20 protein-coding genes are annotated in these 22,833 nt (G+C 73.0%); 5 read left to right on the forward strand and 15 right to left on the reverse strand.

Annotated elements, in window-relative coordinates; all coding sequences use genetic code 11:
* Positions 1-21: 21 nt before the first annotated feature.
* Positions 22-966 (reverse strand): sensor domain-containing protein, encoded by a 945-nt coding sequence (locus FQY79_RS04465; RefSeq protein ID WP_425463178.1) that lies wholly within the window; start codon positions 964-966, stop codon positions 22-24.
* Entirely contained in the window at positions 957-1,331 is a 375-nt protein-coding gene (locus tag FQY79_RS04470) for a PadR family transcriptional regulator (protein ID WP_246122998.1), read from the reverse strand. Before FQY79_RS04470 ends, FQY79_RS04465 begins: the two co-directional genes overlap by 10 nt.
* A 118-nt stretch (positions 1,332-1,449) precedes the next feature.
* Here FQY79_RS04470 and FQY79_RS04475 point away from each other — a divergent pair, with 118 nt between their 5' ends.
* Positions 1,450-2,367, forward strand: coding sequence for a peptidylprolyl isomerase (locus FQY79_RS04475; RefSeq protein ID WP_146311206.1), 918 nt, complete (start codon positions 1,450-1,452; stop codon positions 2,365-2,367).
* A gap of 75 nt (positions 2,368-2,442) precedes the next feature.
* On the forward strand, positions 2,443-2,739 hold the full coding sequence (locus FQY79_RS04480; RefSeq protein ID WP_027072260.1) for a hypothetical protein: 297 nt from the start codon (positions 2,443-2,445) through the stop codon (positions 2,737-2,739).
* A 107-nt stretch (positions 2,740-2,846) separates the two neighbouring features.
* On the opposite strand, the gene FQY79_RS04485 is transcribed toward FQY79_RS04480, so the two are convergent.
* The 11 genes from FQY79_RS04485 to FQY79_RS04535 all read right to left on the reverse strand — a co-directional run bounded on the left by FQY79_RS04485 (position 2,847) and on the right by FQY79_RS04535 (position 17,005).
* Positions 2,847-3,800, reverse strand: a complete 954-nt coding sequence (locus tag FQY79_RS04485; protein ID WP_146311208.1) for an aldo/keto reductase — start codon at positions 3,798-3,800, stop codon at positions 2,847-2,849.
* Positions 3,801-3,897: 97 nt separating this feature from the next.
* Positions 3,898-4,248 carry a GFA family protein gene (locus FQY79_RS04490; protein WP_146311210.1) on the reverse strand — a complete coding sequence of 117 codons (351 nt, stop codon included), beginning with the start codon at positions 4,246-4,248 and terminating at the stop codon, positions 3,898-3,900.
* Positions 4,249-4,305: 57 nt separating this feature from the next.
* Positions 4,306-6,135, reverse strand: coding sequence for a carboxypeptidase regulatory-like domain-containing protein (locus FQY79_RS04495; RefSeq protein ID WP_146311212.1), 1,830 nt, complete (start codon positions 6,133-6,135; stop codon positions 4,306-4,308).
* Complete coding sequence (locus FQY79_RS04500; protein ID WP_425463184.1) at positions 6,132-8,303, reverse strand: hypothetical protein; 2,172 nt, start codon at positions 8,301-8,303, stop codon at positions 6,132-6,134. Before FQY79_RS04500 ends, FQY79_RS04495 begins: the two co-directional genes overlap by 4 nt.
* Positions 8,304-8,305: 2 nt before the next feature.
* Positions 8,306-9,457, reverse strand: coding sequence for a BatA domain-containing protein (locus FQY79_RS04505; RefSeq protein WP_146311216.1), 1,152 nt, complete (start codon positions 9,455-9,457; stop codon positions 8,306-8,308).
* The gene (locus FQY79_RS04510) at positions 9,454-10,350 is read right to left on the reverse strand and encodes a DUF58 domain-containing protein (RefSeq protein WP_146311218.1); all 897 of its coding nucleotides are present in this window, start codon (positions 10,348-10,350) and stop codon (positions 9,454-9,456) included. Before FQY79_RS04510 ends, FQY79_RS04505 begins: the two co-directional genes overlap by 4 nt.
* Positions 10,351-10,364: 14 nt before the next feature.
* Positions 10,365-11,363, reverse strand: a complete 999-nt coding sequence (locus FQY79_RS04515) for an AAA family ATPase (RefSeq protein WP_146311220.1) — start codon at positions 11,361-11,363, stop codon at positions 10,365-10,367.
* A 37-nt stretch (positions 11,364-11,400) separates the two neighbouring features.
* Positions 11,401-12,111: a DUF4159 domain-containing protein gene (locus tag FQY79_RS04520; RefSeq protein WP_146311222.1), complete on the reverse strand. Its 711-nt coding sequence runs from the start codon at positions 12,109-12,111 to the stop codon at positions 11,401-11,403.
* Positions 12,112-12,214: 103 nt separating this feature from the next.
* Complete coding sequence (locus FQY79_RS04525) at positions 12,215-13,549, reverse strand: TldD/PmbA family protein (protein WP_146311224.1); 1,335 nt, start codon at positions 13,547-13,549, stop codon at positions 12,215-12,217.
* 22 nt (positions 13,550-13,571) lie between these two features.
* A complete protein-coding gene (locus tag FQY79_RS04530; protein ID WP_186759777.1) occupies positions 13,572-15,206 on the reverse strand; it encodes a TldD/PmbA family protein in 1,635 nt (544 codons plus the stop codon).
* Positions 15,207-15,370: 164 nt separating this feature from the next.
* Positions 15,371-17,005 carry a TldD/PmbA family protein gene (locus FQY79_RS04535; RefSeq protein WP_146311225.1) on the reverse strand — a complete coding sequence of 545 codons (1,635 nt, stop codon included), beginning with the start codon at positions 17,003-17,005 and terminating at the stop codon, positions 15,371-15,373.
* 211 nt (positions 17,006-17,216) lie between these two features.
* Between FQY79_RS04535 and FQY79_RS04540 the strand changes: the two genes are divergently transcribed.
* The 3 genes from FQY79_RS04540 to FQY79_RS04550 all read left to right on the forward strand — a co-directional run bounded on the left by FQY79_RS04540 (position 17,217) and on the right by FQY79_RS04550 (position 20,479).
* Entirely contained in the window at positions 17,217-18,062 is an 846-nt protein-coding gene (locus FQY79_RS04540; RefSeq protein ID WP_146311227.1) for a DUF72 domain-containing protein, read from the forward strand.
* Positions 18,063-18,157: 95 nt separating this feature from the next.
* Complete coding sequence (locus FQY79_RS04545) at positions 18,158-19,141, forward strand: aldo/keto reductase (protein WP_146311229.1); 984 nt, start codon at positions 18,158-18,160, stop codon at positions 19,139-19,141.
* Between the two features lie 3 nt (positions 19,142-19,144).
* On the forward strand, positions 19,145-20,479 hold the full coding sequence (locus FQY79_RS04550) for an NTP/NDP exchange transporter (RefSeq protein WP_146311231.1): 1,335 nt from the start codon (positions 19,145-19,147) through the stop codon (positions 20,477-20,479).
* Here FQY79_RS04550 and FQY79_RS04555 read toward each other — a convergent pair.
* Both FQY79_RS04555 and FQY79_RS04560 read right to left on the reverse strand, forming a co-directional pair.
* Positions 20,461-21,720: an amidohydrolase family protein gene (locus tag FQY79_RS04555; RefSeq protein ID WP_146311233.1), complete on the reverse strand. Its 1,260-nt coding sequence runs from the start codon at positions 21,718-21,720 to the stop codon at positions 20,461-20,463. The two genes, FQY79_RS04550 and FQY79_RS04555, sit on opposite strands and share 19 nt — an antisense overlap.
* A gap of 164 nt (positions 21,721-21,884) precedes the next feature.
* Positions 21,885-22,781, reverse strand: a complete 897-nt coding sequence (locus FQY79_RS04560; protein WP_146311235.1) for a DMT family transporter — start codon at positions 22,779-22,781, stop codon at positions 21,885-21,887.
* Positions 22,782-22,833 lie beyond the last annotated feature (52 nt).

The following is a 22,833-nucleotide window of genomic DNA, read 5'->3' on the forward strand; positions in this document are numbered from 1 at the left end:
GCCCTGCCGTGACCGTGCCCGTCAGGAGTACTGCGCGCTCTTGACCAGCAGGTGCTTGGCGAACTTGCCGTGGAACCGGCCGATGCCACGGGCGATGTGCATGGTGGCGAACAGCAGCAGCACCCCGGCCACCAGCAGCAGCGGCAGCCCCGGTGCCGGGACCGAGGTCGCCAGCACGTCGCCGTCGTAATCCAGGACCTGCCAGCCGTTCACCGAGACCCCGGCCTCGGCCACGCCGAGCCACACCAGCACCGGTGCGGCGATCGAGAACAGCGAGGTGGTCAACAGGGTCACCACCAGGGTGAAGTAGGCGATCCCCAGCGGCAGCATCAGCAGCATGTACAGCATCGTCGACCAGGTGCGCGCGTCGGTGAACATGTCGCCGATGCGTTGCCACAGGCGGCGCCCGCGCACGGTGTAGAGCGGGCGCCGTGGCATGCGCTCGCCGAGCATCACCTCCACCAGCCGCCCCTCGACCAGGGACAGCACCCGCACCGAGCCGAAGAACAGGATCAGCAGCGGGATGCCGATGATCGTGACCGACAGTCCCAGCGAAACCGACAGCCCGGTCACCACCCAGGTGAAGTAGAAGATGCCGGTCGCCAGCGCCAGCGCCATGTAGAACAGCGACGCATAGGCACGCGGATCGGCGAACACGCCGAAGAAGCGGCCCAACGCCGAGGCCCGGCGCGGCGGCGGCGGCGTGCGCAACGCGGTCTGCACCTTGACCTCGGTGTCGCGGTAGATCTCGGCCACCTCGTCCGGCGCGCCGTAGCTGGAGGCCACGGCCGCGATCACCTCGGCCTCGGTCTTGCCGGCCTGCTCGGCCAGCTCCGAGCGCAGGTACTCCTCGGCATCGTAGAGCGCATCCTGGACCAGGGCCGGGTCGGCGCCGGCCAGCGAGCGGCGCAGCTGCTCGAGGTACTCGGGGATGGTGGTCGGCAGCTTCTGGCTGTTCATGGACATGTCCCCTCCAGGACGGCGTCGACGGAGTCTCGGGTCGCGCGCCAGGCGGCGGCCCAGTCGCGCAGGGCCGCGTGCCCCGCGCCGGTGATGCGGTAGTAGCGCCGCGGCGGCCCGGCGTCCGAAGGCGCGACGAAGCTGTCCAGCAGCCCCGCGACCTGCAGGTTGCGCAGGACCGGGTACAGGGCGCTCTGCTTTCCGGCCAGCACCCCGTCGCCGAAGCGCTCCAGGGTCTTGGCGATCTGGTAGCCGTACATCGGCTCACCCGACGCGAGGACCGCCAGCAGGGTCAGCGCCACCGTGCCCGCGCTGAGCTCCTTCTGGAACTTGCGCAGCTGCGCCGCGCCCTGGTCTTCGCCTGTGTCCACGCCGCGATCCTCCGGATGGAGGACATGCTATTAAGGACTTCTCTATAGCGAATGTGCCATTAGTCGCCCCGCGTTCGGGAGGCCACAATCCGCGGACTCCTTCCTACGGCGCCCGCCCATGCCCCGCCAGCCCGCACTTGCCGTCCTGCTCGCCGCCGCCCTCGCGCTCCCGGCCGCGGTGGCCGGTGCCGACGCGCCGCCCACGCGCACGACCCAGGAGGTCCTGGAGGCCTCCACGCCCGCCGACTGGCGCACCCCGGATCCCGCCAACACCCTTTACATGGACCTGGACGCCGGCCGGGTGGTGATCGAACTGGCTCCGGACTTCGCCCCGCAACACGTGGAGAACATCCGGATCCTGGCCCGCGAGGGCTTCTGGAACGGGGCGGCGATCTACCGCTCGCACGACAATTTCGTGGTCCAGTTCGGCGACCCCCACGCCGACGATCCGGAACGGGCCAGGCCGACCGGCAGCGCGCGCACCCGGCTTCCGGCCGAGTTCGAGCGCCCCGCGCGCGACCTCGACTTCCATCCCCTGCCCGACCGTGACGGCTGGGCGCCCGAAGCCGGGTTCGTCGCCGGCTTCCCCGCCGCCCGCGAGGGCACGGACGGCGCCGCGTGGATGGCCCACTGCTACGGCGCGGTCGGCGCCGGCCGCGGCCTGGAGGCGGACAGCAGCATCGGCGCCGAGCTCTACGTGGTCACCGGCCAGTCCCCGCGCCAGCTCGACCGCAACATCACCCTGGTCGGACGCGTGATCCGGGGCATGGAGCTGCTCAGCGCGGTGCCGCGCGGCCCCGAGCCGCTGGGGATGCTCGAGGATCCGGCGCGGCACGTCCCGATCCGCGCCATCACCCTGGCCTCCGAGCTGCCCGCGGAGCAGCGAGAGCCGATCGAGGTGCTGCGCACCGACACCGCCACGTTCGATGCCTACGTCGAATCGCGCCGCAATCGTCGCGACGCGTTCTACAAGCGCCCGGCCGGCCACGTGGACCTGTGCAACATCGCGATTCCCTCGCGCACGCCGCGCGACTGACCCGCGCCGTCCTCACGCCGCGTTGGCCGAGGCCGCCCTAGTCTGCCCTGGAGCTTCCCGCAGCCCGAGGACACCATGGCCCTGCTCCGCATGCGCATCGCCGGCAACGACGACCAGGTCCGTGCGATCGCCAACCTGCTGCAAAGCCTCGACGGCATCGAGCACGTCGAGGAAGTCGACGACCTGATGCCGCACATGGACGACGCCGACTCCAGCTCGGCCGGACTGCACGACGTGCGCGGCACCGAGACCCACGAGATCGAGATCGAGGTCCCCAACCCCTCCACCGAACGCCGCGTGCGCGAAGCGGTGGAAGCGCTCGCCTTCGACCTGGAGGTCTTCGTCGAGTTCGAGACCGACGAGCCGGAGTAACCCGCGTCGCCGACGCGCGCCCCCGCAGGAGCGCTTCAGCCGCGACCCGCAGGCGGTGCAGTCCACGCGGCCATGGGCCAGGAGGCCGGTCGCGCCGGAAGCCGCTCCTACGGCGCGGGCGGCAGCGCGTCGATGAATTCGACCATGCGCCGGCGCTGGGCCTCATCGGGCAAGCGGCCGCGGCCGGCGCCGAGGTTGTCGAGCAGGTGGCGCGCCTTGCTGGTCGCCGGCGTCACGCAGGTCACCGCCGGGTGCGCGAGCACGAACTTGAGCATGAACTGCGCCCATGAGCCGCAGTCGAAGTCGGCCGCCCACTCCGGCAGCGGACGCTCGCCGATCCGGCTCCACAGCCGGGTGCGGCCGAACGGCAGGTACACCAGCACCCCGATCCTGCGTTCGAGCGCCAGCGGCAGGATGGTTTCCTCGACGTCGCGGTTGTCGATCGCGTAGTCCACGCCGATGAAGTCGATCTCCTCGTTGCGCATCACTTCGACCAGGCGCGGATAGGCCTGCTTGCTGGTGGAGGTGACGCCGATATGGCGGACCCGGCCATCGGCCCGGTAGCGCTGCAGCAGGCCCAGCTGGCTGGGGATGTCGGCCAGGTTGTGGACCTGCACCAGGTCCAGCGGATCCTTGCCCAGGCGCCGGAACGAGGTCTCGAGCTGTTCGCGCGCCGCCGCCGGGTCGGCGCTGTCGCCGCCGCGCGGCACGGCGTTGAGCTTGGTCGCCCAGAACACCTGCTCGCCGATCCCCAGCTCGCGCGCGATTGCACCGGCCACCTCCTCCGAGGCGCCGTAGGCCGGCGCGGTGTCGAACACCCGGCCGCCACCGGCCACCAGCGCCTGCAGCACCTCGCGCAGCGCGGAGACGTCCTCGCCGCGCGCCACCTGGGCGAAGGTCGCCGAACTGCCCAGCCCGACCACCGGCAGCCGTTCGCCGCTGCGCGGCACCGTGCGCGTCCGCATCGCGCCGGGGTCGGCAGCGGACAGGCGGGCATGCGGCAGCGTCGCGGCGGCGGCGGCGGCAAGCACGGATTTCAGGCACTCGCGGCGGGTGGTCATGGAAGGCTCCCTCGAAGATCGGATGGCGGGACATGGCCGCGCGTCGACGCCGGCGAGCGCGACGGCGGCCGGACCACGGGCATCGCCCGGGCCGGGTTCAATAGCTGGCGCCGTCGACCCGGGTCGGCTGCAGCGCGTCGAGATCCACCTCGGGCAGGCAGCGCAGGTTGACCATGGCCGAGGCGGTGCCGTCCGGGCCGATGCCCTCGCTGAAGGGCGCGATGCCGCAGGTGGCGCAGAAGTGGTGCGCGATCTTCTGGCGGTTGAACCGATAGGTCGACAGCTGCGCCTCGGGCGTCTTGAGCGTGAGCGCCGAGCGCGGGAACGGCGCGAGCAGGCCGCCGCGGCGCCGGCACATCGAGCAGTTGCAGTCGTAGACCGCCGTGATCTCGCCCTCCACCTCGAACGCGATCCGGCCGCAGTGGCAGCCGCCCTGGTAGGTCGCCATGGTGTCGCTCCTCGAACGGGTCGCCGGCGAGGATAACGCCACCGGCCGGCGCGTGCGTCATGGCGTTGCGACGGCGCGCAGGCCCCGGCGCGAACGTTCCAGCCACCAGGCCGCGCCCGCCAGCGCCAGCCACAGCACGAACCAGGGCCAGGCCGGACCCGGGACGCCGGGCGCGGCAACCGCGCGCGCGCGCGCGGCCGCGTCGGGCGCCGCGGCGGCGAGCGCCAGCGTGGCCTCGCGCAGTTCGGCCAGCCGCAGCGTCGGATCGGCGTCGGCCGCGGCCACGTGGAACCAGCGTTCGCGCTCGCCGTGGCGCAGCCGGTGCCAGCCCTCGACGCGTGGCCAGAACCCGGCGCAGCGGCGATCGCCGCTGGCCGGATCGGCCACCGGCGCGATCAGGCGGCCGTCGGGCGCCTCGACCACGGCGCCCTCCGGCCAGCCGCAGGCCTGGCTGCGCTGGCCCGCCCGTGGCGCGGCGGCGAACGCCGGCAGGGGCTCACCCCCGGCGCGCGCGAGCGTCGCGACCGCCTCGTTCCACAGCCCCGCGTACAGATCCTCGCGACCGTGCAGCGGCAGCACATAGGTGTCGAGCAGCGTCCACAGGCCGATGCGGCCGCGACCGCGCGCACGCCACCAGCCGGCGGGCGCCTGCACGCCCTGAGCCAGGGCCACCGCCTGTGCGCCCTGCACTCGCCAGTCGCGCCGCGACAGCTGCGGCACGGCAGCCTGGGCCTGCTCCAGGTCGAACGGCGCGTCCGGTCGGCCACTGCCCATCCACGCGCGCAGTGCCTGCTCGTCGTCCAGGCGCGGCGGCGGCAGGGTCCAGACGCGGCTGCCGCTGCCGCCGCCCACCTCGAACCCGGGGCCGCGGATGTCGCGCAATGCGGCCGCGCCCATCGCGGTGTCCGCGCGCAGCAACAGCCCCAGGCCGGCATCGACCGCGGCCAGCACGCGCGCGCGCGCCGTCTCGCCGAGGCCCGACCATGCGCGCGCATCGGCGATCACCAGGTCGGCCTGCGCGAGCGCACCGGCATCCAGCGCCGCCGTGCCCAGGTGCAGGCCGCCGCCGAGCGCGATACGTGCGTCCACCCGCGCGCCGGCATCCACCAGCCAACGGCGCAAGGCGCGGGTTTCCGGTCCCGGCGCACCGGCCAACAACAGCACCCGCGGCGGCACGTCGGCCTCGATCCACAGCGGCACGTCCAGCTGCGCCAGGATCCCGCCCCCGGCGTCGGCCAGGCGCAGCGCGAACCGCGCCGCCCCCGCCTCCATCGCCACGCCCCGCAGCTGGAAGCGCCCGTCGGCATCCGGTGCCACGGCGTCCACGCGACGGCCGGCCGGATCCAGCAGCTCGACCACGCGCTCCCCGTCGCCCGCGACGCGCCCGGCGACCGCGAACCCGGCGCCGCGGACCACCCGCGCGGGCAGCTGCAACTCGACCAGACCGGGCGTCGGCGGCAAGGGCTCGAACGCGATGTCGAGCCCACGCGCCGCCTCGCGGTCGCGGGCGGGCAATCCCGCGCCCAGCACCCGCAGGCGGGTAGTCCCGGGATGGCGGCGCAACGCGGTGGCCAGATCGGGCGTGCGCGGAATTTCCCCGACGTCGCCGGCCTCGGGCAGGGCCAGCACGCGGCCGTCGGCCGATGCCGCGTCGCCCGGCCCGGCGCCTTCCGTCAGCAGCACCAGGGTGGCCGCATCCACGGCCCGTTGCGGCGGGAACAGCGCGAGGTACAGCGCGCCGGCCAGCAGTGGCTGCAGCGCCAGCAGCACGGCCAGGCGCCAGGCGCGCGGTCCGCGCGGATCGCGGCGATGGGCCCTCCACAGCCGCGCCAACGCCACGGCCGTGGCCAGGACGAGGACCGCCAGCACCCACGACTGCAGGCTCATGGTGCCTCCCCGGACATGTCGAGCGCCTCGAGGTAGCGGCGCGACACCGGGTCGTCCGCGCGCGGCGCGCGGCCGCCGGCCGGCCGCGGCAGCGCGGCCCAGACCAGGCCGCGCAGGCTCCGCCGGCAGGACTCGCAGTCCGGGGCGTGGCGCAGCGCGTCGATCGCGGCCACCCACGCCAGTGGATCCTCCAACCGGTCGCCTCGTGAAGTGGCCCAGGCCTGGAGTGCGTCGAGCGTCTCCACGCGCACGCCGGCCGCTCCGCCCGACGACAGTTCCCGCCACGCCGTCGCCACTGCGTCCTCGCCCGCGCGCGGCGCCAGCGCCGGCAGCGGCCGGTCGCGCAGGCCGTCGCGGTCGCCGCCGAGCCGGCGCGACTCGTCGATCGGCGGCAGCCGGGTGCCGACGCGCTGCAGGTAGATGCGCTCGGCCTGCTGGACCTGCTTGATCAGCTCCAGCGCACGGTTTGCGTATGGCAACGCCTGGCGCGGGGCCGCCTGGCGCAGGTGCAGCTCGGACTGCCACATCTCGCGCAGGGCGCCGCGCAGAATCTCCCTGGTCTCCGGGTCGAGCAGGGTCGCGGCCTCGGCGATGTCGTGGGTATGCCCGAACTCTTCGAGCACGTCGCCGACCTCGCCAAAGCCGGAGGCGACCGGCGCGCCGGGAGCAGCGGCGTGGTCATGGGCGTGCCCGTCGTGGGCAGCGGAAGGAGGATCGCCGGTGGGCGGGTCGCCCGTCGGTCGATCGCTCGTGGGCAGGTCGCTGGTCGGCAGCGTAGGGCCGCCCTCGCTCTCTTCGCCCAGAAACTGGCCGTAGCGCAGCCGCAGCAGGCGCTGGTCCACGCCAAGCAGGTCGGACCGGCGCTCGAACTCGCCGCGCGCCAGGCGCGGCTGCTCGGCCAGCAGCGCCTCGGCGTCGATGATGATCTGGCGCTGGCTGCGGAAATACGCCGGCAGCACCTGGCGCGCGAGTCCGTCGAGCCCTTCCGCGCCCAGCACCGGCTCCGGCGGCCAGCGCAGGATCACGCTGGCGCTGCGCGCGCGCTGCGGCTGCGGCGCACGGTTGTCCACCACCTCCAGCCGCGCCACCAGGTCCTCGCCTCGCTGCAACCCGAACTCCGAGGGCCGCAGCACCGCCTCGAACCGCCGGTGGCGCGCATCGCCCTGCCCGCGCAGCACGCGCACGTGGTCCTGGAAGCGGATGTTCTCGCCGCTGCCCTCGGTGCGGGTCACCAGCAGTCGCGCGTGCGCCTGCACCCCGTGGTCGTCGCTGGCCTCGAAGCGCAGGGTCCAGTCGCGCTGCCCCGGCGCCATCAGGGTGAGGCTGCGTTCGGGCGCGAGCACGCGCACCTGCGGCGGCTGGTCCGGCACGGCGTCCAGGCGATGCAGCGGCGAGGCGCCGGCGTCCCCGCCTCCGGCGGGCACCACGCGGTAGAGCGTGGACGCCTGCAGCACGAACTCCGCCGTCCAGTGCTCGCCCTCGCGCGCCATCGCCAGGCGCTGTCCGTCATGGAAGACCAGGTCGACCGACTCGGGGCGCGGCGTGAAGCGCAGGCGCCAGCGCAGCGTGCTGCCGGCCGGCGCCTCGGCGTCCAGCGTCGCCAGCGCGGAAGGCTCGATCCCGGTGTAGCGCGGCGGCCGCACCTGCAGCGATTGTGCCACCAGGCGCGGCGCCGGGGCCTGCGGGGCGCCGCCGATGTCGATGCCGGCGGGCGTGGACGAAGGGCGCGGCCCCGGCCACCACGCGAGCAGCGCGCAAGCGGCCAGCAGGGCGAGCCAGGCGGCGGCGATCGCGCGCGGCGACCACGGCGGGCGCAGGTCGGGCGGCGGGCGCTCGCGCAGGCGCTGCAACAGCCGGTCGCGCTGCAGCGCCTGCAGGGGGCCGAGCGCGGCGGGCGCCGCGAACAGCAGCGCGCTGCTGTCGTCCAGGTCGCGGCGCGCGGCATCGAGGCGGCGCGCCAGCCAGGCGCGGTCATGGCATCGCATCGCCCGGGCCACCGCCAGGGCGACGAGCGCGAGCGCGGGCACGGCCAGCGCCAGCGCCACGGTCGCCGGCAGGCGCCAGGACAGCGCGAGCGCGGCCAGCGGCAGGGGACACCAGGCCAGCAGTGCATCGAGCCCGGCACGGCGGCGCGCCCGGGCCAGCAGCCGGTCGAGGTCCGCCACCACGCTCACGCCCCCTCCTCGCGCCGGCGCGACGTCGCCAGCCAGCGCTCGAGCAGCGCCAGCAGCGCGATGGCCAGCGCCAGCCAGGGCCGCAGGTCGAACGGTTCGGCGGCGACCGCCACCGCGCCGGCCTCGGGCGCGTAGTCCACGGCACCCACCACGGTCGGCGCCGGCGGCGGTTGCAGCAGCTCGCGCAATACGTGGGGAAACTCCGGTGCCAGCAGCTGCGGCATCTCCGCCGGCGCCAGCGCGCGCTCGAACCGCAGCAGGCGGCCCTGCCCAAGCCGTGCGGCCGACAGCAGCGGCTGGCCGGCATCGTCACGCCAGGCCGCGGCGGGCTCGACGCCGTCGGGCCAGGCGGCATCCGCCGCCAGCAGCGCCTGGGCGCCCTGCTCCACCCGCTGCAACAGCTCCGGCGGCAACTGGCCGGCGTGGAGCCAGGCCAGCGTAACGCCCGGCGCCGGCAGCCGGGTCGAGGCCGCCACGTCCGGCATCGTGCCGTCGTCCTCGTCGCGCCAGGCGATTGCCGCCGCACGCAGGTAACGCGCGGCGTCGCGATGCGCGTCGTCGTGCCGGACCGCGAGCACGGGCGCCTGGACCTGCGCCGTGGCGGGCAGCGCCTCGCCTTCGACGACGCGCCAGTCGACCTCGCGCGCCAGGCGCAACCGGCCGCCGTCCGCCCCGGCGAACCGCGCGGGCACCAGGACCGTCAGCGGCACGCCCGCAGGCAGCTGCGCATCGAACTCGCGCAGCAGGCTCGCCAACGGATGGGGACCGGACGGCGGCGCAACGTCCAGCGGCGGGAAGCCGGGCGCCAGCCAGCGCGCTTCCACGTCCTGCCGCGCGCGTGCCTGCGCGAGCGCGGCCGGCGCGATGCCGGGCACCGCCAGCAGCCGCGGCCGCGCGTCCACCACGCCCTGCAGCGCGGGCCGGGCCAGCAGCAGCGCGACCAGCGCGACCAGCAGCAGGCGTACCGCGAGCAGCCATGGCTCGTCGAAGCGCAGCTGCCGCCGCGGACGCGGGCGCGCCTGCAGCCAGCGCAACGCGGCGAACACCGTGGGCCGCTGCTGCTGGCGCCGGGCCAGGTGCAGCAGCAGCGGCAGCGCCAGCGCGGCCAACGCGGCCAGTCCCAACGGAAGCAGCAACACCGGGGTCATTCGCCGGCGCTCCCCTGGCCCGCGCCGAACAGGGCCTGCAGCGGCCGCAGCAGCGGCTCGCCGAGCACGTGCACCGCGTGGCGGATGCCGGCCCCGTCGAAGCGTGCGTGCAGTTCGCGCTGGGCCTGGCCGAACCGGGCCAGGAACCCGGCACGCAACGCGCGCGCGTCACCGGGCAGCGCCTGGCCGGTCTCCGGATCGATGAAACGGCGCCCGTCGTCGAACGGGAAATCGCGCTCGGCCACGGTCAGCAGCTGGATCGCCAGCACTTCCCGGCGCGCCGCGGCCAGGCGCGTGGCCAGCTCCGGCAGCGCCGGGTCGAGGAAGTCGCCCAGCACCACCACCAGCGCATCGGGCCCGACGCGCTCCCAGACGGGCCCCAGCCGCGCCTGGTCGGGCATGCCGCCCGCGGCCTCGATCCGGACCAGCTCGTGCTGCAGCCGCTCGCGCTGGCGGCTGCCGGCGGCCGCGGGCACCAGACGCAGCGCATCGCCACCCGCGGCGAGCAGTCCGGCATGGTCGCCCTGGCGCAGCGCCACCTCGGCGATGCAGGCGGCCAGCACCCGTGCCGCGTCCAGCCGGCTCCAGTCCGGGCGCGCCTCGTCGGCCTGCGCCATCGAGGCGCTGGCATCGAGCACGATCCAGGCCACGAGCGGACTGTCGCGCTCGGCCTCGCGCACGAAGAAGCGGTCGCTGCGCGCGTACAGCTTCCAGTCGATCCGGCGCGGCTCGTCGCCCGGCTCGTAGCCGCGGTACTGCGAGAATTCCAGCCCGGCGCCGCGGTCGCGACCGCGGTGCAGGCCGCCGCCGCGCAGCGGGCTGGCGCGGCGCGAGGCGATGCGCAGCCCGCGCAGCTGCGCGCGCAGCGCCGGGCCGACGGGATCCTGGACCATCGTGCCCGCGGCGCTCAGCCGCCCGGGAACGGCAGTTCGTCCAGCAGCGCCGCGACCAGCGCGTCCGGACGCTTGCCCTCGGCCTCGGCGGCGAACGACAGCAGCAGACGGTGCCGCAGTACCGGCGCGGCGAGCGCCTGCACGTCCTCGCGCGTGGCCGCCAGCCGCCCGTGCAGCAGCGCGCGCGCCTTCGCGGCCAGGACCAGCGCCTGTCCGGCACGCGGCCCAGCGCCCCATTTCACGTACTCGCGCACCAGCTGCGGTGCGCCTTCGCCCGGCCGCGTGGCGCGCACGAGGCGGGTGATCCAGGCCAGCAGGTCCTCGCCCACGTGCACCTGGCGCACCAGCGCCTGCAGCGCCAGCACGTCCTCGCCGCCCATCACCCGCGGGACCTGCGCCGGGGCCGCGCCGGTGGTCTGGGCGATGATCGCGCGCTCGTCCTCCTCGCCCGGGTAATCCAGGGCGATGTGCAGCAGGAAGCGGTCGAGCTGGGCTTCGGGCAGCGGGTAGGTGCCGGCCTGCTCGATCGGGTTCTGGGTGGCGAGCACGAAGAACGGCTCGGGCAGCGCGTGGGTCACGCCGGCGAAGCTCACGGTGTGCTCCTGCATCGCCTCCAGCAGCGCGGCCTGGGTCTTGGGCGGGGTGCGGTTGAGTTCGTCGGCGAGCAGCAGGTGGGTGAACACCGGGCCCTTCTGGAACCGGAACGCGCGGCGGCCGGTGCCGTGGTCCTCCTCCAGCAGTTCGGTGCCCAGCAGGTCGCTGGGCATCAGGTCGGGCGTGAACTGCACGCGCCGGAACTGCAGCTCCAGCGCCTGGCCCAGGGTCCGCACCAGCAGCGTCTTGCCCAGCCCCGGCACGCCCTCGAGCAGGCAGTGGCCCCCGGCCAGCAGCCCGGTGAGCAGCTGCTCGACCACGTCGTGCTGGCCGACGATCGCGCTGGCGATGGCGGCGCGCAGGTCGGCCAGGCGGGCGACGCGGGCCTGGATGTCGGATTCGGTGAGGGGGGCGTTCATGGGCACTCGGGGGCGGTGGATTGCGGGGCGGGCCTGCTCAGGCGGTGAGCGCGTAGACCACGATGTTGACCGCGAACTTCGTGTTGTCCTCGGCCAGGAAGCGCTTGTTGCGCCAGTCGTAGTCCCATTCGCAGCCATAGTCCTTGTTGCTGTAGAGCACCCCGAGGCGGCCGTCGATGCTGATCCCCTTGAGGTAGTCGTGGACCAGGTCGTCGCCCCAGCCGTTGAGTTCGTAGCTGGTGGCGGGCGGGCCGTCCGGGAACCGGAAGAAGCTGCTGTAGATCGGGTGGTCGTTTGGGAGCCTGGCCAGCGCGCGCGGGCCGAAGATCGCGGCCATCTGCGCCTCGAACGATTTCGCGAACAGGCCGTCGATGTCGTGGTTGCAGTCGTCGACGAAGACGAAGCCGCCGTTGCGCACGTAACGCTCGAAGTTGCGCCGTTCGGCCGGATTGAACTCGACCAGCTTGTGCCCGGCCAGGTAGCAGAACGGCGCCGAGAGCATCTTCGGGTCGGCCAGCTCGACCACGTGTTCCTCCGGGTCCACGCGCAGGCCGGTGTAGTCGATCAGCGCGGTGATCACGTTGGACGGCATGCGCTCGTCCACGTCCCAGTCGCCCGAGTCGTACTTGAGCCGGGTGAACCAGAAGTCGTAGCCCGCCGCCGACGCGCGCGCGGCCGGCGCGCGCGCGCCCAGCCAGGCGCCGGCGATCGCGCCGAGGCCCAGGCGCAGGAATCGCGCGCGGGTCATGGGCGTCCCGGTCATGCGCGCGCAACCGGACCGGGGACCGCGACGAGTCGTGGCGCCCGCCCCCCGCAGGCGGGGGCGGGGGCACGGCGGCTACGGCACGCGATCACACCGCGTCGGAGAGGGAGGTGAAGGTGAAGTCGCGCAGGCGCATCGGCGGGATCATCATCGCGAAGCGCGACTCGTCGCCGCTCACCCGCACCGGCTTGCCGAGCTCGTCGATGTTGTTGAGCATGATCACCGGCGACTCGTTGAAGCGGAAGTTCTTGATCGGATACCGGATCTGGCCGTTCTCGATGTAGAAGGTGCCGTCGCGGGTCAGGCCGGTGAGCAGCACCGTCTGCGGGTCGACCATGCGGATGTACCAGGTGCGGGTGACCAGGATGCCGCGTTCGGTCTCGCGCACCAGGTCCGCCGTGGACTTGGTGCCGCCGGCCATGATCAGGTTGCCCGGCCTGGCCACCGCCTCGCGGCCCTGCTGTTGCGCCCAGTATCGCGAATACAGCAGGTTGGCGACCTTGCCGTCCTCGATCACCGGCATGCGCGTGCGCGCCAGACCCTCGTCGTCCCACGGCAGCACCGGCACGTCGGGGTCGGCCGGGTCGGCCCAGATGCTCACGCGCGGGTCGTAGACCTGTTCGCCGAGCTTGTTGCCGCCGCCCTTCTTCGACAGGAAGCTGCGGCCCTCGTCGGCCTGGCGGGCGTCGAAGAAGTACATCATGAACGAGATCAGCCCCGCGGCCGCGTGCGGCTCCAGGATGACGGTGTACTTGCCCGGCTCCAGCGCCCTGGCGTCGGCGGACTCGCGGGCCTTGCGGATCGCGACGGCGATGTCGCGGCCGGCGTGGAACTGCGAGATGTCGGTGACGTTGCGGCCCACCCAGCCCGAGCCACGGCCGTCCTCGGTGCGCACGGTGCAGGTGTAGTCGGCGCTGGTCGCGGTCTGGTAGCCGAAGTTGCCGTTGCTGTTGGCGATCGCGGTGAACGAGCGGCTGTCCTCGAGGAAGCCGGCCGCCACCAGCCCGGCCTCGCGGCAGGGCGCGATGGAGCTGGCCGCCACCTGGGCGCGGTACTCGGGCGTGATCGCGGCGGTCGCCGCACTGTGGGTGGAGGTGGCCACGTAGGACTGCTTGCCGATCGCCGGCATGAACTCCGGGTTCTCCGGGGCGAGCTTCGCCAGGTCCTCGGCCCGGCCCACCACGCGCTCGAGCGAGGCATCGTCGAACTCGTTGATCGTGGCGGTGCCCACCCGCCTGCCGAAGGCGACCGACACCGCCAGTTCGACGTTGTCGACGATGCCGCTGGTGGACACGTTGTTCAGGGCGAAGCGGATGTTGCCGCTGTCGCCGCCCGACAGCACCGCGGTGCACTCGTCGGCGCCGGACAGGGCGATGACCTTGTCGAGGATGGCCTTGGCTTCGGCTTCGGTGAAGATGCTCATGTAATTCGTTCCTCCTGCGCCGTCAGCCGAGCGAACGCGCGGTGTTGATGACATTGATGCCGTTGAAGCGCGCGGTGCTCGCCCCGTGCGAGACCGCCGAGACCTGGCCCGGCTGGCCCTTGCCGTCGAAGAACGAGCCGCCCAGGCGGTAGTCGCTCTCGTCGCACACCGCCACGCAGGCGTTCCAGAACTCCGGGGTGCGGATCTGGTAGGCCACGTCCTCGAGCATGCCGGTGATCCGCCCGTTCTTGATCTCGTAGAACAGCTGGCCGCCGAACTGGGCGTTGTAGCGTTGCTGGTCGATCGAGAACGAGCCGTCGCCGATGATGTAGATGCCGTTCTCCACGTCCTTGATCATGTCGGCCACCGACAGCTTCGAGCGGCCCGGGGCCAGCGAGACGTTGGGCATGCGCTGGAACTGCACGCTCGACCACGAGTCGGCGTAGCAGCAGCCGTCGGACTCGGTCTTCCCCAGGATGTGGGCCTGGTCGCGGATGGCCTGGTAGTCGACCAGGATGCCGTCGCGGATCAGGTCCCAGCGCTTGCACTTCACGCCCTCGTCGTCGTAGCCGACCGCGCCGAGGCTGCCGGGCTGGGTCTTGTCGGCGAAGATCGTGACCTGGTCGCTGCCGTAGCGGAAGCCGGACTCGCGCTTGTCGAGCGTGGCGAAGCTGGTGCCGGCGTAGTTGGCCTCGTAGCCGAGCACGCGGTCGAGCTCGAGCGGATGGCCGACCGACTCGTGGATCGTGAGCCAGGTGTGCGAGGGGTCGAGCACCAGGTCGTAGCGGCCGGGCTTGACCGATGGCGCCTTGAGCTTTTCCTGGGCCTGCTTCGCCGCGGCCACCGCGTCCTCGAGCATGTCGTAGGAGTGGCCGTAGTTCACCACCCCGTTGGGGCTGACGAACTTCTGCGCCGGGTCGCCGTCGAGGTATTCGTAGCCCAGGCCCATCGGCGCGGACAGGCCGTCGCGGGTGCGGAACTTGCCGCTGGCCTTGTCGACCGCGGTGACGGTCATCGGCGCCCAGATCCGGTGCACGTCCTGGTCGATGTAGGAGCCGTCGGTGGAAGCGAAGTACTTCTGCTCGTTGACCAGGAACAGGGTGGAGTTGACGAAGCTGGCGCCGGCGTTGAGCGCGGCCGCGTTGACCGAGAGCAGCAGGTCGACCTTGTCCTTGAGCGGCACCTCCATCGCGTTGCGCTTGATCGGGGTGCGCCAGGACACCTCGCCATAGGCGGGCGCCGGGGCCAGCCGCACCGGCTCGGCCTGCACCCTGGCATTGGCCTTGGCGATCGCGGTGGCGCGGCGGGCGGCCGCGGCCACCGCGTCGGTGGTCAGGCCGTTGGTGGCGGCGAAGCCCCAGGCACCGTCGGCGATCACCCGCACGCCCACGCCGGTGGACTCGGTGTTGACCACGTTCTGGACCTTGTCCTCGCGGGTCATCACGAACTGGCGCAGGTAGCGGCCGATGCGCACGTCGCAGTAGCTGGCGCCGGACGAACGCGCGGCCTCGAGCCCGGCGTCGGCCAACTGCTTCTTGACCGCCACGTCCAGGGTGGTCACCAGCTGCTCGGTGGCCACCGCCTTGCCGAGCCAGGAAGGCAGCGCCAGGCTGCCGATGCCAAGGCCGCTCAGGGCCAGGAAATCACGTCGTTGCACGGAGCGTTCTCCGGTAGGTGGGGCACGGCGCCAACGCCGCCGCGGCAAACGCGCAGGTCCGGTGCGGACGTGCCGGGCGGGATGGTTTCATCCGATTCTGTGCGCCGCCGCCGCGGGGCGCAAATGACTTTCGGCACATCCGGGCGCATGCGCGGACGCCGGCCTCAGCCCAGCGAGCGGGCGGTGTTGATCACGTTCTGGCCGTCGAAGCGCGCGGTGGCCGCCCCGTGCGAGACCGCCGAGACCTGGCTGGGCTGGCCCTTGCCGTCGAAGAACGAGCCGCCCAGGCGATAGTCGCGTTCGTCGCAGATCGCCGAGCAGGCGTTCCAGAACTCCGGAGTGCGGATCTGGTAGGCGGCATCCTCTACCAGCCCCTGCACCTGGCCGTTGCGGATGGCGAAGAACAGCTGCCCGCCGAACTGGGCGTTGTAACGCTGCTGGTCGATCGAATAGGAGCCGCGGCCGTGGATGTAGAGCCCGTTCTCGACCCCGGCAATCATCTCCTGCACCGTGAGTGGCGCCTTGCCGGGCTGGAGCGAGACGTTGGGCATGCGCTGGAACTGCACGCTCGACCACGAGTCGGCGTAGCAGCACCCGTCGGACTCGGTCTTACCCAGGATGTGGGCCTGGTCGCGGATCGACTGGTAGTCGACCAGGATGCCGTCGCGCACCAGGTCCCAGCGCTTGGCCTGCACGCCCTCGTCGTCGTAGCCCACGGCGCCCAGGCTGCCGGGCTGGGTGCGGTCGGCGACGAAGTTCACGATGTCGCTGCCCCAGCGGAAGGTCCCGCGCTTGTCGAGGGTGGCGAAGCTGGTGCCGGCGTAGTTGGCCTCGTAGCCGAGCACGCGGTCGAGCTCGAGCGGATGGCCGACGTTCTCGTGGATGGTAAGGAACAGGTTGCTCGGGTCGATCACCAGGTCGTAGCGGCCGGGCTTGACCGACGGCGCCTTGAGCTTCTCCCGCGCCTGCCGCGCGGCGGCCACCGCGTCGGCGCGCATGTCGTAGGAGCGGCCATAGGCGACCACCCCGCCGGGCAGCTCGACGCGCTGTGCGGGATCGGCGTCGAGGTACTCGTAGCCCATCCCCATCGGCGCCGACAGGCCGTCGCGGGTGCGGAACCTCCCACTGGCCTGGTCGACCACGGTCACCGTGAACGGCACCCAGATCCGGTGCACGTCCTGGTCGATGTACGAGCCGTCGGTGGAGGCGAAGTACTTCTGCTCGTTGACCAGGAACATGCGCGAGTTGACGAAGCTCGCGCCCGCCTCCATCGCCGCGGCGTTGACCGACAGCAGCAGTTCGAGCTTGTCGCGGATCGGCACTTCCATGCCGTTCCTGGCGATCGGCGTGCGCCAGGACACCTCGCCGTGGGCCGGCGCCGGCGCCAGCCGCACCGGTTCGGCCTGCACCCTGGCATTGGCCCGGGCGATCGCGACCGCCTGGCGCGCGGCCCGCGCCACCGCGTCCACGTCGAGGCGATTGGTGGCGGCGAACCCCCATGCACCGCCGGCGACCACGCGCACGCCCGCGCCCACCGACTCCTCGTTGGCCACGTTCTCCACCCGCGCCTCGCGGGTGAGCAGGGACTGGCGCAGGTAGCGGCCGATGCGGATGTCGCAGTAGCTGGCGCCGGCGTCGGTGGCGGCCTGCAGGGCGGCATCGGCCAGCCGGCGCTTGATCGCACCATCGATGCGCTCGAGCAGCCGCTCGGCCGCGATCGCCCGCCCGTACGCCAGCGGCGGCAGCAACGCCGCGCCGGCGGCCAGTCCACCCAGGGCCAGGAATCCACGTCGCTGCATCGCCTTGCTCCCAACGTCGTCGTACCCGGCCAGCATAGTCCTGCCCGGCGCACGGGCGGACATGACTTCCGGCAGGTGCCTGGCGTGCAGGCCGGCGGGATGGTCGCCCCCGGGCCACGCGCGTGGCATCCTGCCCGCCGGACCGGAGCGGCGCCATCGCCATGCGAATCCTCGCACAAGGCCACCTGCGGCGGTTCGGGAACCCGGACCGATGGACGGCCTGACCCTCGCCCCGGCGGACGCCGGCGTACCGGCGGTGGACGGCATCCGCGTCGGCATCGGCGGCTGGGTGTTCCCGCCCTGGCGCGGGCGCTTCTACCCGAAGGGCCTCGTGCAGCGGCGCGAACTCGAGTACGCCAGCCGCCAGCTGTCGGCGATCGAGATCAACGGCACCTGTTACGGCACGCAGACGCCGGCGGTGTACGCCGGCTGGCGCGAGCAGACTCCGCCCGGCTTCGTGTTCACCGCCAAAGCCCCCAAGCGCATCACCCAGGCGCGCGCGCTCGAGCGCACCGGGCCGCAGGTGGAGGACTTCGTCGGCGGGATCGCGGCGCTGGAAGACCGGCTCGGCGCGCTCGTCTGGCAGTTCGACGCCGGCACCCGCATCGACCGCGACGCCTTCGCGGCCTTCCTCGGACTGCTGCCGCGCGAGGCCGGCGGGCGGCCGCTGCGGCACGTACTGGACGTGCGCGACCGCGGCTTCGTCGATGCCGGCTTCGTCGAACTGGCGCGCCGTCACGGCATGGCCACGGTGTACACCGACTCGGACGAGCACCCCAACGTCGCCGACCCCACCGCCGACTTCGTCTATGCGCGGCTGATGCGCTCGCGCGCGCACGTGGCCAGCGGCTATCCGGCGGACGAGCTCGCGGCCTGGGCCGCGCGTGCGCGCACCTGGGCGCGGGGCGGGACGCCCGGCGACCTGCCGCTGCTCGCCCCACCCGCGGCCGGGGCGGCGCGGCGCGACGTGTTCGTTTTCTTCATCAGCGCAGCCAAGGAACGCAATCCCGCGGCCGCGGTCGGGCTGCTGCGCCTGCTCGGCGCGCGCCCGGGGTGACGCAGGGGCGCCGCCACTGGATTCGCGCCCCGGCTTGTGCCTACCCTGCGCCGCGTCGATGCGCCGTCCAGCCCATGCCCCCCTGGAGTCCCGCCATGACCAGCCGCCGCCGATTCATCGCCTCCGTCAGCCTGGCCGCCACCGGCGTCGCCCTCGCCCCGCTCGCCGCCTGCAGCCAGGACCGCGCCGATCCCCTGCCCGGCCGGCCGCGCGAGAAGCCCGTCGGCGCCATCGCCGGCATCGCGCCGCTCGCGGGCGAACTCGTCATGCGCACCATCCCGGCCAGCGGCGAATCGATCCCGGCGATCGGCGTCGGCACCTCGGGCAGCTACGAGGTGCCGCTGGACTCGCCCGACTTCGACGCCCTGCGCGAGGTGGCGAGGATCTTCTTCGAGGGCGGCGGACGCCTGCTCGACACCTCGCCCAACTACAGCAACGCCGAGGACGTGGTCGGGGCCCTGCTCGAGCAGGGCGGCTGGCGCGAGCGCTGCTTCCTGGCCACCAAGCTCGCCGCCGACAGCCGCGAGGCGCTGGAGGCGCAGTGGGCCGCGTCGCTGCGGCGCCTGCGCACCGACCACGTGGAACTGCTGCAGGTGCACAACCTGCGCAACATGGCCGAGGCCATGCCCTACGCGCGCGAGCTCAAGGACGCCGGCAAGGTGAAGTACGTGGGCATCACCCACTACCTGGAGAGCGGCCACGCCGAGACCGCGCGCCTGATGCGCGCGGAAAAGCCGGACTTCGTCCAGATCAACTATTCGGTCAACGCGCCGCAGGCCGCGCGCACGATCTTCCCGCTGGCGCAGGAGCTGGGCATCGCGGTGATCGTCAACCGCGCCTTCGACGACGGCCGCCTGTTCGCCGCGGTGCGCGACCGCGAGCTGCCCGGCTGGGCGGCCGACGTCGGCGTGACGTCGTGGGCGCAGATGTTCCTGAAGTTCGCGATCAGCCACCCCGCGGTGACCGCGGTGATCCCCGCCACCGGCAAGCCCGAACGCCAGGCCGACAACCTGCGCGGCGGGACCGGGCCGCTGCTCGACGACGCGCAGCAGGCCGAACTGGTCGCGATGTTCGCCTGACCCATGCGCGGGCGCCTCGCGGACCTGTTCAACCTCCGGCACGGCGAACTGGCGCCGGTGCTGGTCGCCGCCGCGTTCTTCTTCTGCATCCTCACCGCGCTGATGATGCTGCGCCCGGCGCGCGATGCGCTGGGCATGGAGCGCGGCATCGACAGCGTGCGCTGGCTGTTCATCGGCACCGCCGTGGTCACGCTCGCGGTCAACCCGCTGTTCGGCGGGCTGGTCGCGCGGCTGCGGCGGCTGCACTTCATCTCCGCCACCTACGCCTTCTTCGCCCTGAGCCTGGCCGGTTTCTGGGCGCTGCTGGTGTTCGCGCCCGGCGCGGTCGGGACGCGCAGCGGCCAGGTGTTCTACGTCTGGTTCAGCGTGTTCAACCTGTTCGTGACCATGGTGTTCTGGGCCCTGCTGGCCGACCGCTTCAGCAGCGACCAGGGGCGGCGCCTGTTCGCGCTGGTCGCGGTGGGCGGCACCCTGGGCGCGATCTTCGGCCCCTGGCTGGCCTCGCGCCTGGCCGAACCGCTGGGCACGCCGAGCCTGCTGCTGGTCGCGGCCGGATTCCTGCTGCTGGCGATCCTGCTGGCCTGGGTGCTCGTGCACGTACGCAGCGACCGCGGGGCCTCCGCCGCCGCCGAAGCGGCGTCCGACATCGCCAGCGAGGAACGCCGCATCGGCGGCAGTGCGTGGGCGGGCCTGCGCGCGGTGTTCGCCTCGCCCTACCTGATGGGCATCGCCGGCTACGTGCTGGCGATGACCGTGGTGGCCACCTTCATCTACTTCACCCGGCTGCAGATGGTGGCCGCGGCCGAGAGCGACCTCGACGCGCGCACCGGCCTGCTCGGCAGCATCGACATGTGGACCCAGATCGCGGTGCTGGCGCTGCAGCTCACCCTCACCGGACAGATCATCCGCCGCTTCGGGCTGGCGGTGGCCCTGGCGGTGCTGCCGGTCGCCACCGCGCTGGGCTTCGTCGGCCTGGCGATCTACGGTTCGTTCGCGATGCTGGTCGTGCTCGAGGCGATGAACCGCGCCGTCCAGCGCGGACTGACCCGCCCCGCGCGCGAGGCGCTGTTCCCGGTGGTCAGCCGCGAGGAGAAGTACAAGGCCAAGGCCTTCATCGACACCTTCGTCTATCGCGCCGGCGACGTGGTCGGGGCGCAGGTCGAAGGCGCGCTCGGCCGGATCGGCCTGGCGCTGGGCGGGCTGGCGACCGTGGTAGTGCCGCTGGCCGTCGCCTGGGCGCTGCTCGGCCTCTGGCTCGGGCGGGCGCACGTGCACCGGGCGGCGACGCAGGCCGGACCCGGCGCCCGCCCCCCTGCTGCTCAGGGACCGGCGGCGTAGACGACCTTGCCTGCGCGCAGCGTGTAGCGCACGTCCGCCAGCACCGCGACGTCCTCGGCCGGATCACCGCCCAGCACCACCAGGTCCGCATCCATGCCCGGGGCGAGGCGCCCCTTGCGCCCCGCCTGGCCGAAGCGCTGCGCGGGCGCGGTGGTCAGGCTGGCCAGCACCTGGCGCCAGTCGAGGCCGGATGCGTGCATCTGCCGGAGTTCGTCGCGGGTGTCGTACCAGTCGATGTAGCCCGAGTCGGTGCCGAACAGGACCGTGCCTCCCGCGCGGGAGAACGCCTCGAGCTGCTGGCGGGAAACGGCCATCACGCGCTCGACGACCTCCGGCGTGCCACCCTCCTTCCGCACCTCGATCTCGATCAGCTTCAAGGTCGGGATGAGCGCGATGTCCTCGGCCAGCAGCCGCTGCACCAGGGCATCGTCCCACGGGCCCATGAGCGGCGCGGTATGCGCAAACACGCTGGTGCCGGCGGCGATCGCGGCATCGACCCCCGCCTGGTTGCCCGGGTGCGCGAACAGCGGCTTGCCCGCCTCACGCGCGATATCGCCCACCGCCTTGCCGATGGCGTCGTCCATCGGCAACACGCCGAGCTCGCCGCCGACCATGGCACCGGCGAAGATCTTCAGCCCGTCCGCGCCTGCGGCCAGCTGCCGGCGCGCGCGCCCGGCGGCTTCCTCAGGCGTCGCCACTTCGGCCTGCTTGAGCGACCAGCCTCCCAGATCGGTGGGCAGGTAGGCAGGAACGCCGTCCATCGGGAAAAACGGCGTGCCAGTGGTGAGAATGGCCGGACCCGTGACGTCGCCATCCTCGATGCGCGCACGCAGCACGAATGCGCTGCCCGGGGGAGACGCGATATCGAAGATCGTGGAAAAGCCCCAGCGCAGGTACCGGGTGAGCAGGGCTTCGGACAGGACGTCGCCCGGCTGGGTCGCGGACCGGTCGAGCGGCGGCGCAATCAGATGGACATGGCTGTTCCAGAAGCCCGCGACCACCGTTCCGCCACCGGCATCGAGCCGCTCCACGCCTTCGGGCACCGCGACTTCGGTCGAGTCGCCCACCGCTGTGATCCTGCCATCGCGCAGGAGGACCGTTCCCGAGGCGATCGGCTCGGCATCCGGCGCCGCCACGATCCGGGCATTGGTGATGGCAAGTTCCCTGGCCGTCGCCGGACACGTCATGGCGGCTACGCACAGCAGGCCCGCGACCAGCGCGGACGAACGGAACGACGGCATGGAACCCCTCCGCAGGACGATGGATGCGGGGGCGGAGTGTACGACAGCTCCCTGCGGCCGGACATCGCCGCAGATTCGTTTCCCGTTCAACCAGGCGTGGCGATCGCGCGCACCGGGAACGACACCGGCGAAGCCTGGCGGCAACGCGGTGCGCATCGTGCGCGTTACCTGGCCCTCTGGCTGAAGGCCACGCTGCCCAGGATCAGCATGCCGGCCAGCGCCATGGTCCAGGTCAGCGGCTCGTCCAGCAGCCACCAGGCCCAGCCCACGCCGAACAGCGGGACCAGGTAGGTCACGGTGGACGCGCGACTGGCGCCGATGCGCGCGATCAGACGGTAGTACATGACGAACGCGATCCCGGTGCACAGCACGCCGAGCATCGCCGCCGACAGCCAGGCGGCCGCCGGCAGCGGCTGCACCGGCCAGGTCGCGATCGCCACCGGCAGGGTGAGCAGCGCGGCGCTGCCGAGGGTGGCCGAGGCCACCGCCGCCGGCGGCAGGCCGCCGAGGTGGCGGCGCACCAGGTTGATGCCCAGGCCGTACAGCAGCGAGGCCAGCGCACCGGCCGCAGCGGCGGCGCCGATGCTCATGCCGGCGGCCTTGCCGCTCGCCAGCACCACCACGCCAACGAAGCCGACCACCAGCGCCAGCGCGCGCCGCGTGCCGATGCGTTCGCCGAAGAACAGGAAGCCGACCAGCGCGGTGAACAGCACCGTCATCGCGTTGGCGATGGCGCCGATCCCGGCCGGGGCGCGCTGCGCGGCCCAGGCGAACAGCAGGAACGGCAGCGCCGAGTTGATCGCGCCGATCAGCGCCAGCTTGGGCCACAGCCGCAGGGGGAACCGGGACCGGTCGCGCCACAGGAACGGCAGCAGCACCAGGCTGCCGAGCGCGAGCCGCACCTCGACCAGCGGCGCCGGGCCGAAGTCGTTGGCGGCCACGCGCATGAACAGGAAAGACGCGCCCCAGATCGCGCCCAGCACGCCCAGCTCCAGCGGGTCGAGCCAGCGGGCGGACTCCTGGCTCCGTGATGGCGCCGCGGCGACGTTCGGACAGGACATCGGGCAAGCCTCGGTGGGGGGAGGTCAAGGGGATTGTGCCTGTCATCCCGGC

Source organism: Luteimonas wenzhouensis, from assembly GCF_007859305.1.
GTDB lineage: Bacteria > Pseudomonadota > Gammaproteobacteria > Xanthomonadales > Xanthomonadaceae > Luteimonas > Luteimonas wenzhouensis.

Coding starts and splice junctions, on each gene's coding strand:
- FQY79_RS04465 (WP_425463178.1), bottom strand. CDS start 966: ATGTCCATGAACAGCCAGAAGCTGCCGACCACCATCCCCGAGTACCTC.
- FQY79_RS04475 (WP_146311206.1), top strand. CDS start 1,450: ATGCCCCGCCAGCCCGCACTTGCCGTCCTGCTCGCCGCCGCCCTCGCG.
- FQY79_RS04480 (WP_027072260.1), top strand. CDS start 2,443: ATGGCCCTGCTCCGCATGCGCATCGCCGGCAACGACGACCAGGTCCGT.
- FQY79_RS04485 (WP_146311208.1), bottom strand. CDS start 3,800: ATGACCACCCGCCGCGAGTGCCTGAAATCCGTGCTTGCCGCCGCCGCC.
- FQY79_RS04490 (WP_146311210.1), bottom strand. CDS start 4,248: ATGGCGACCTACCAGGGCGGCTGCCACTGCGGCCGGATCGCGTTCGAG.
- FQY79_RS04495 (WP_146311212.1), bottom strand. CDS start 6,135: ATGAGCCTGCAGTCGTGGGTGCTGGCGGTCCTCGTCCTGGCCACGGCC.
- FQY79_RS04505 (WP_146311216.1), bottom strand. CDS start 9,457: ATGACCCCGGTGTTGCTGCTTCCGTTGGGACTGGCCGCGTTGGCCGCG.
- FQY79_RS04510 (WP_146311218.1), bottom strand. CDS start 10,350: ATGGTCCAGGATCCCGTCGGCCCGGCGCTGCGCGCGCAGCTGCGCGGG.
- FQY79_RS04515 (WP_146311220.1), bottom strand. CDS start 11,363: ATGAACGCCCCCCTCACCGAATCCGACATCCAGGCCCGCGTCGCCCGC.
- FQY79_RS04520 (WP_146311222.1), bottom strand. CDS start 12,111: ATGACCCGCGCGCGATTCCTGCGCCTGGGCCTCGGCGCGATCGCCGGC.
- FQY79_RS04525 (WP_146311224.1), bottom strand. CDS start 13,549: ATGAGCATCTTCACCGAAGCCGAAGCCAAGGCCATCCTCGACAAGGTC.
- FQY79_RS04535 (WP_146311225.1), bottom strand. CDS start 17,005: ATGCAGCGACGTGGATTCCTGGCCCTGGGTGGACTGGCCGCCGGCGCG.
- FQY79_RS04540 (WP_146311227.1), top strand. CDS start 17,217: ATGGACGGCCTGACCCTCGCCCCGGCGGACGCCGGCGTACCGGCGGTG.
- FQY79_RS04545 (WP_146311229.1), top strand. CDS start 18,158: ATGACCAGCCGCCGCCGATTCATCGCCTCCGTCAGCCTGGCCGCCACC.
- FQY79_RS04550 (WP_146311231.1), top strand. CDS start 19,145: ATGCGCGGGCGCCTCGCGGACCTGTTCAACCTCCGGCACGGCGAACTG.
- FQY79_RS04555 (WP_146311233.1), bottom strand. CDS start 21,720: ATGCCGTCGTTCCGTTCGTCCGCGCTGGTCGCGGGCCTGCTGTGCGTA.
- FQY79_RS04560 (WP_146311235.1), bottom strand. CDS start 22,781: ATGTCCTGTCCGAACGTCGCCGCGGCGCCATCACGGAGCCAGGAGTCC.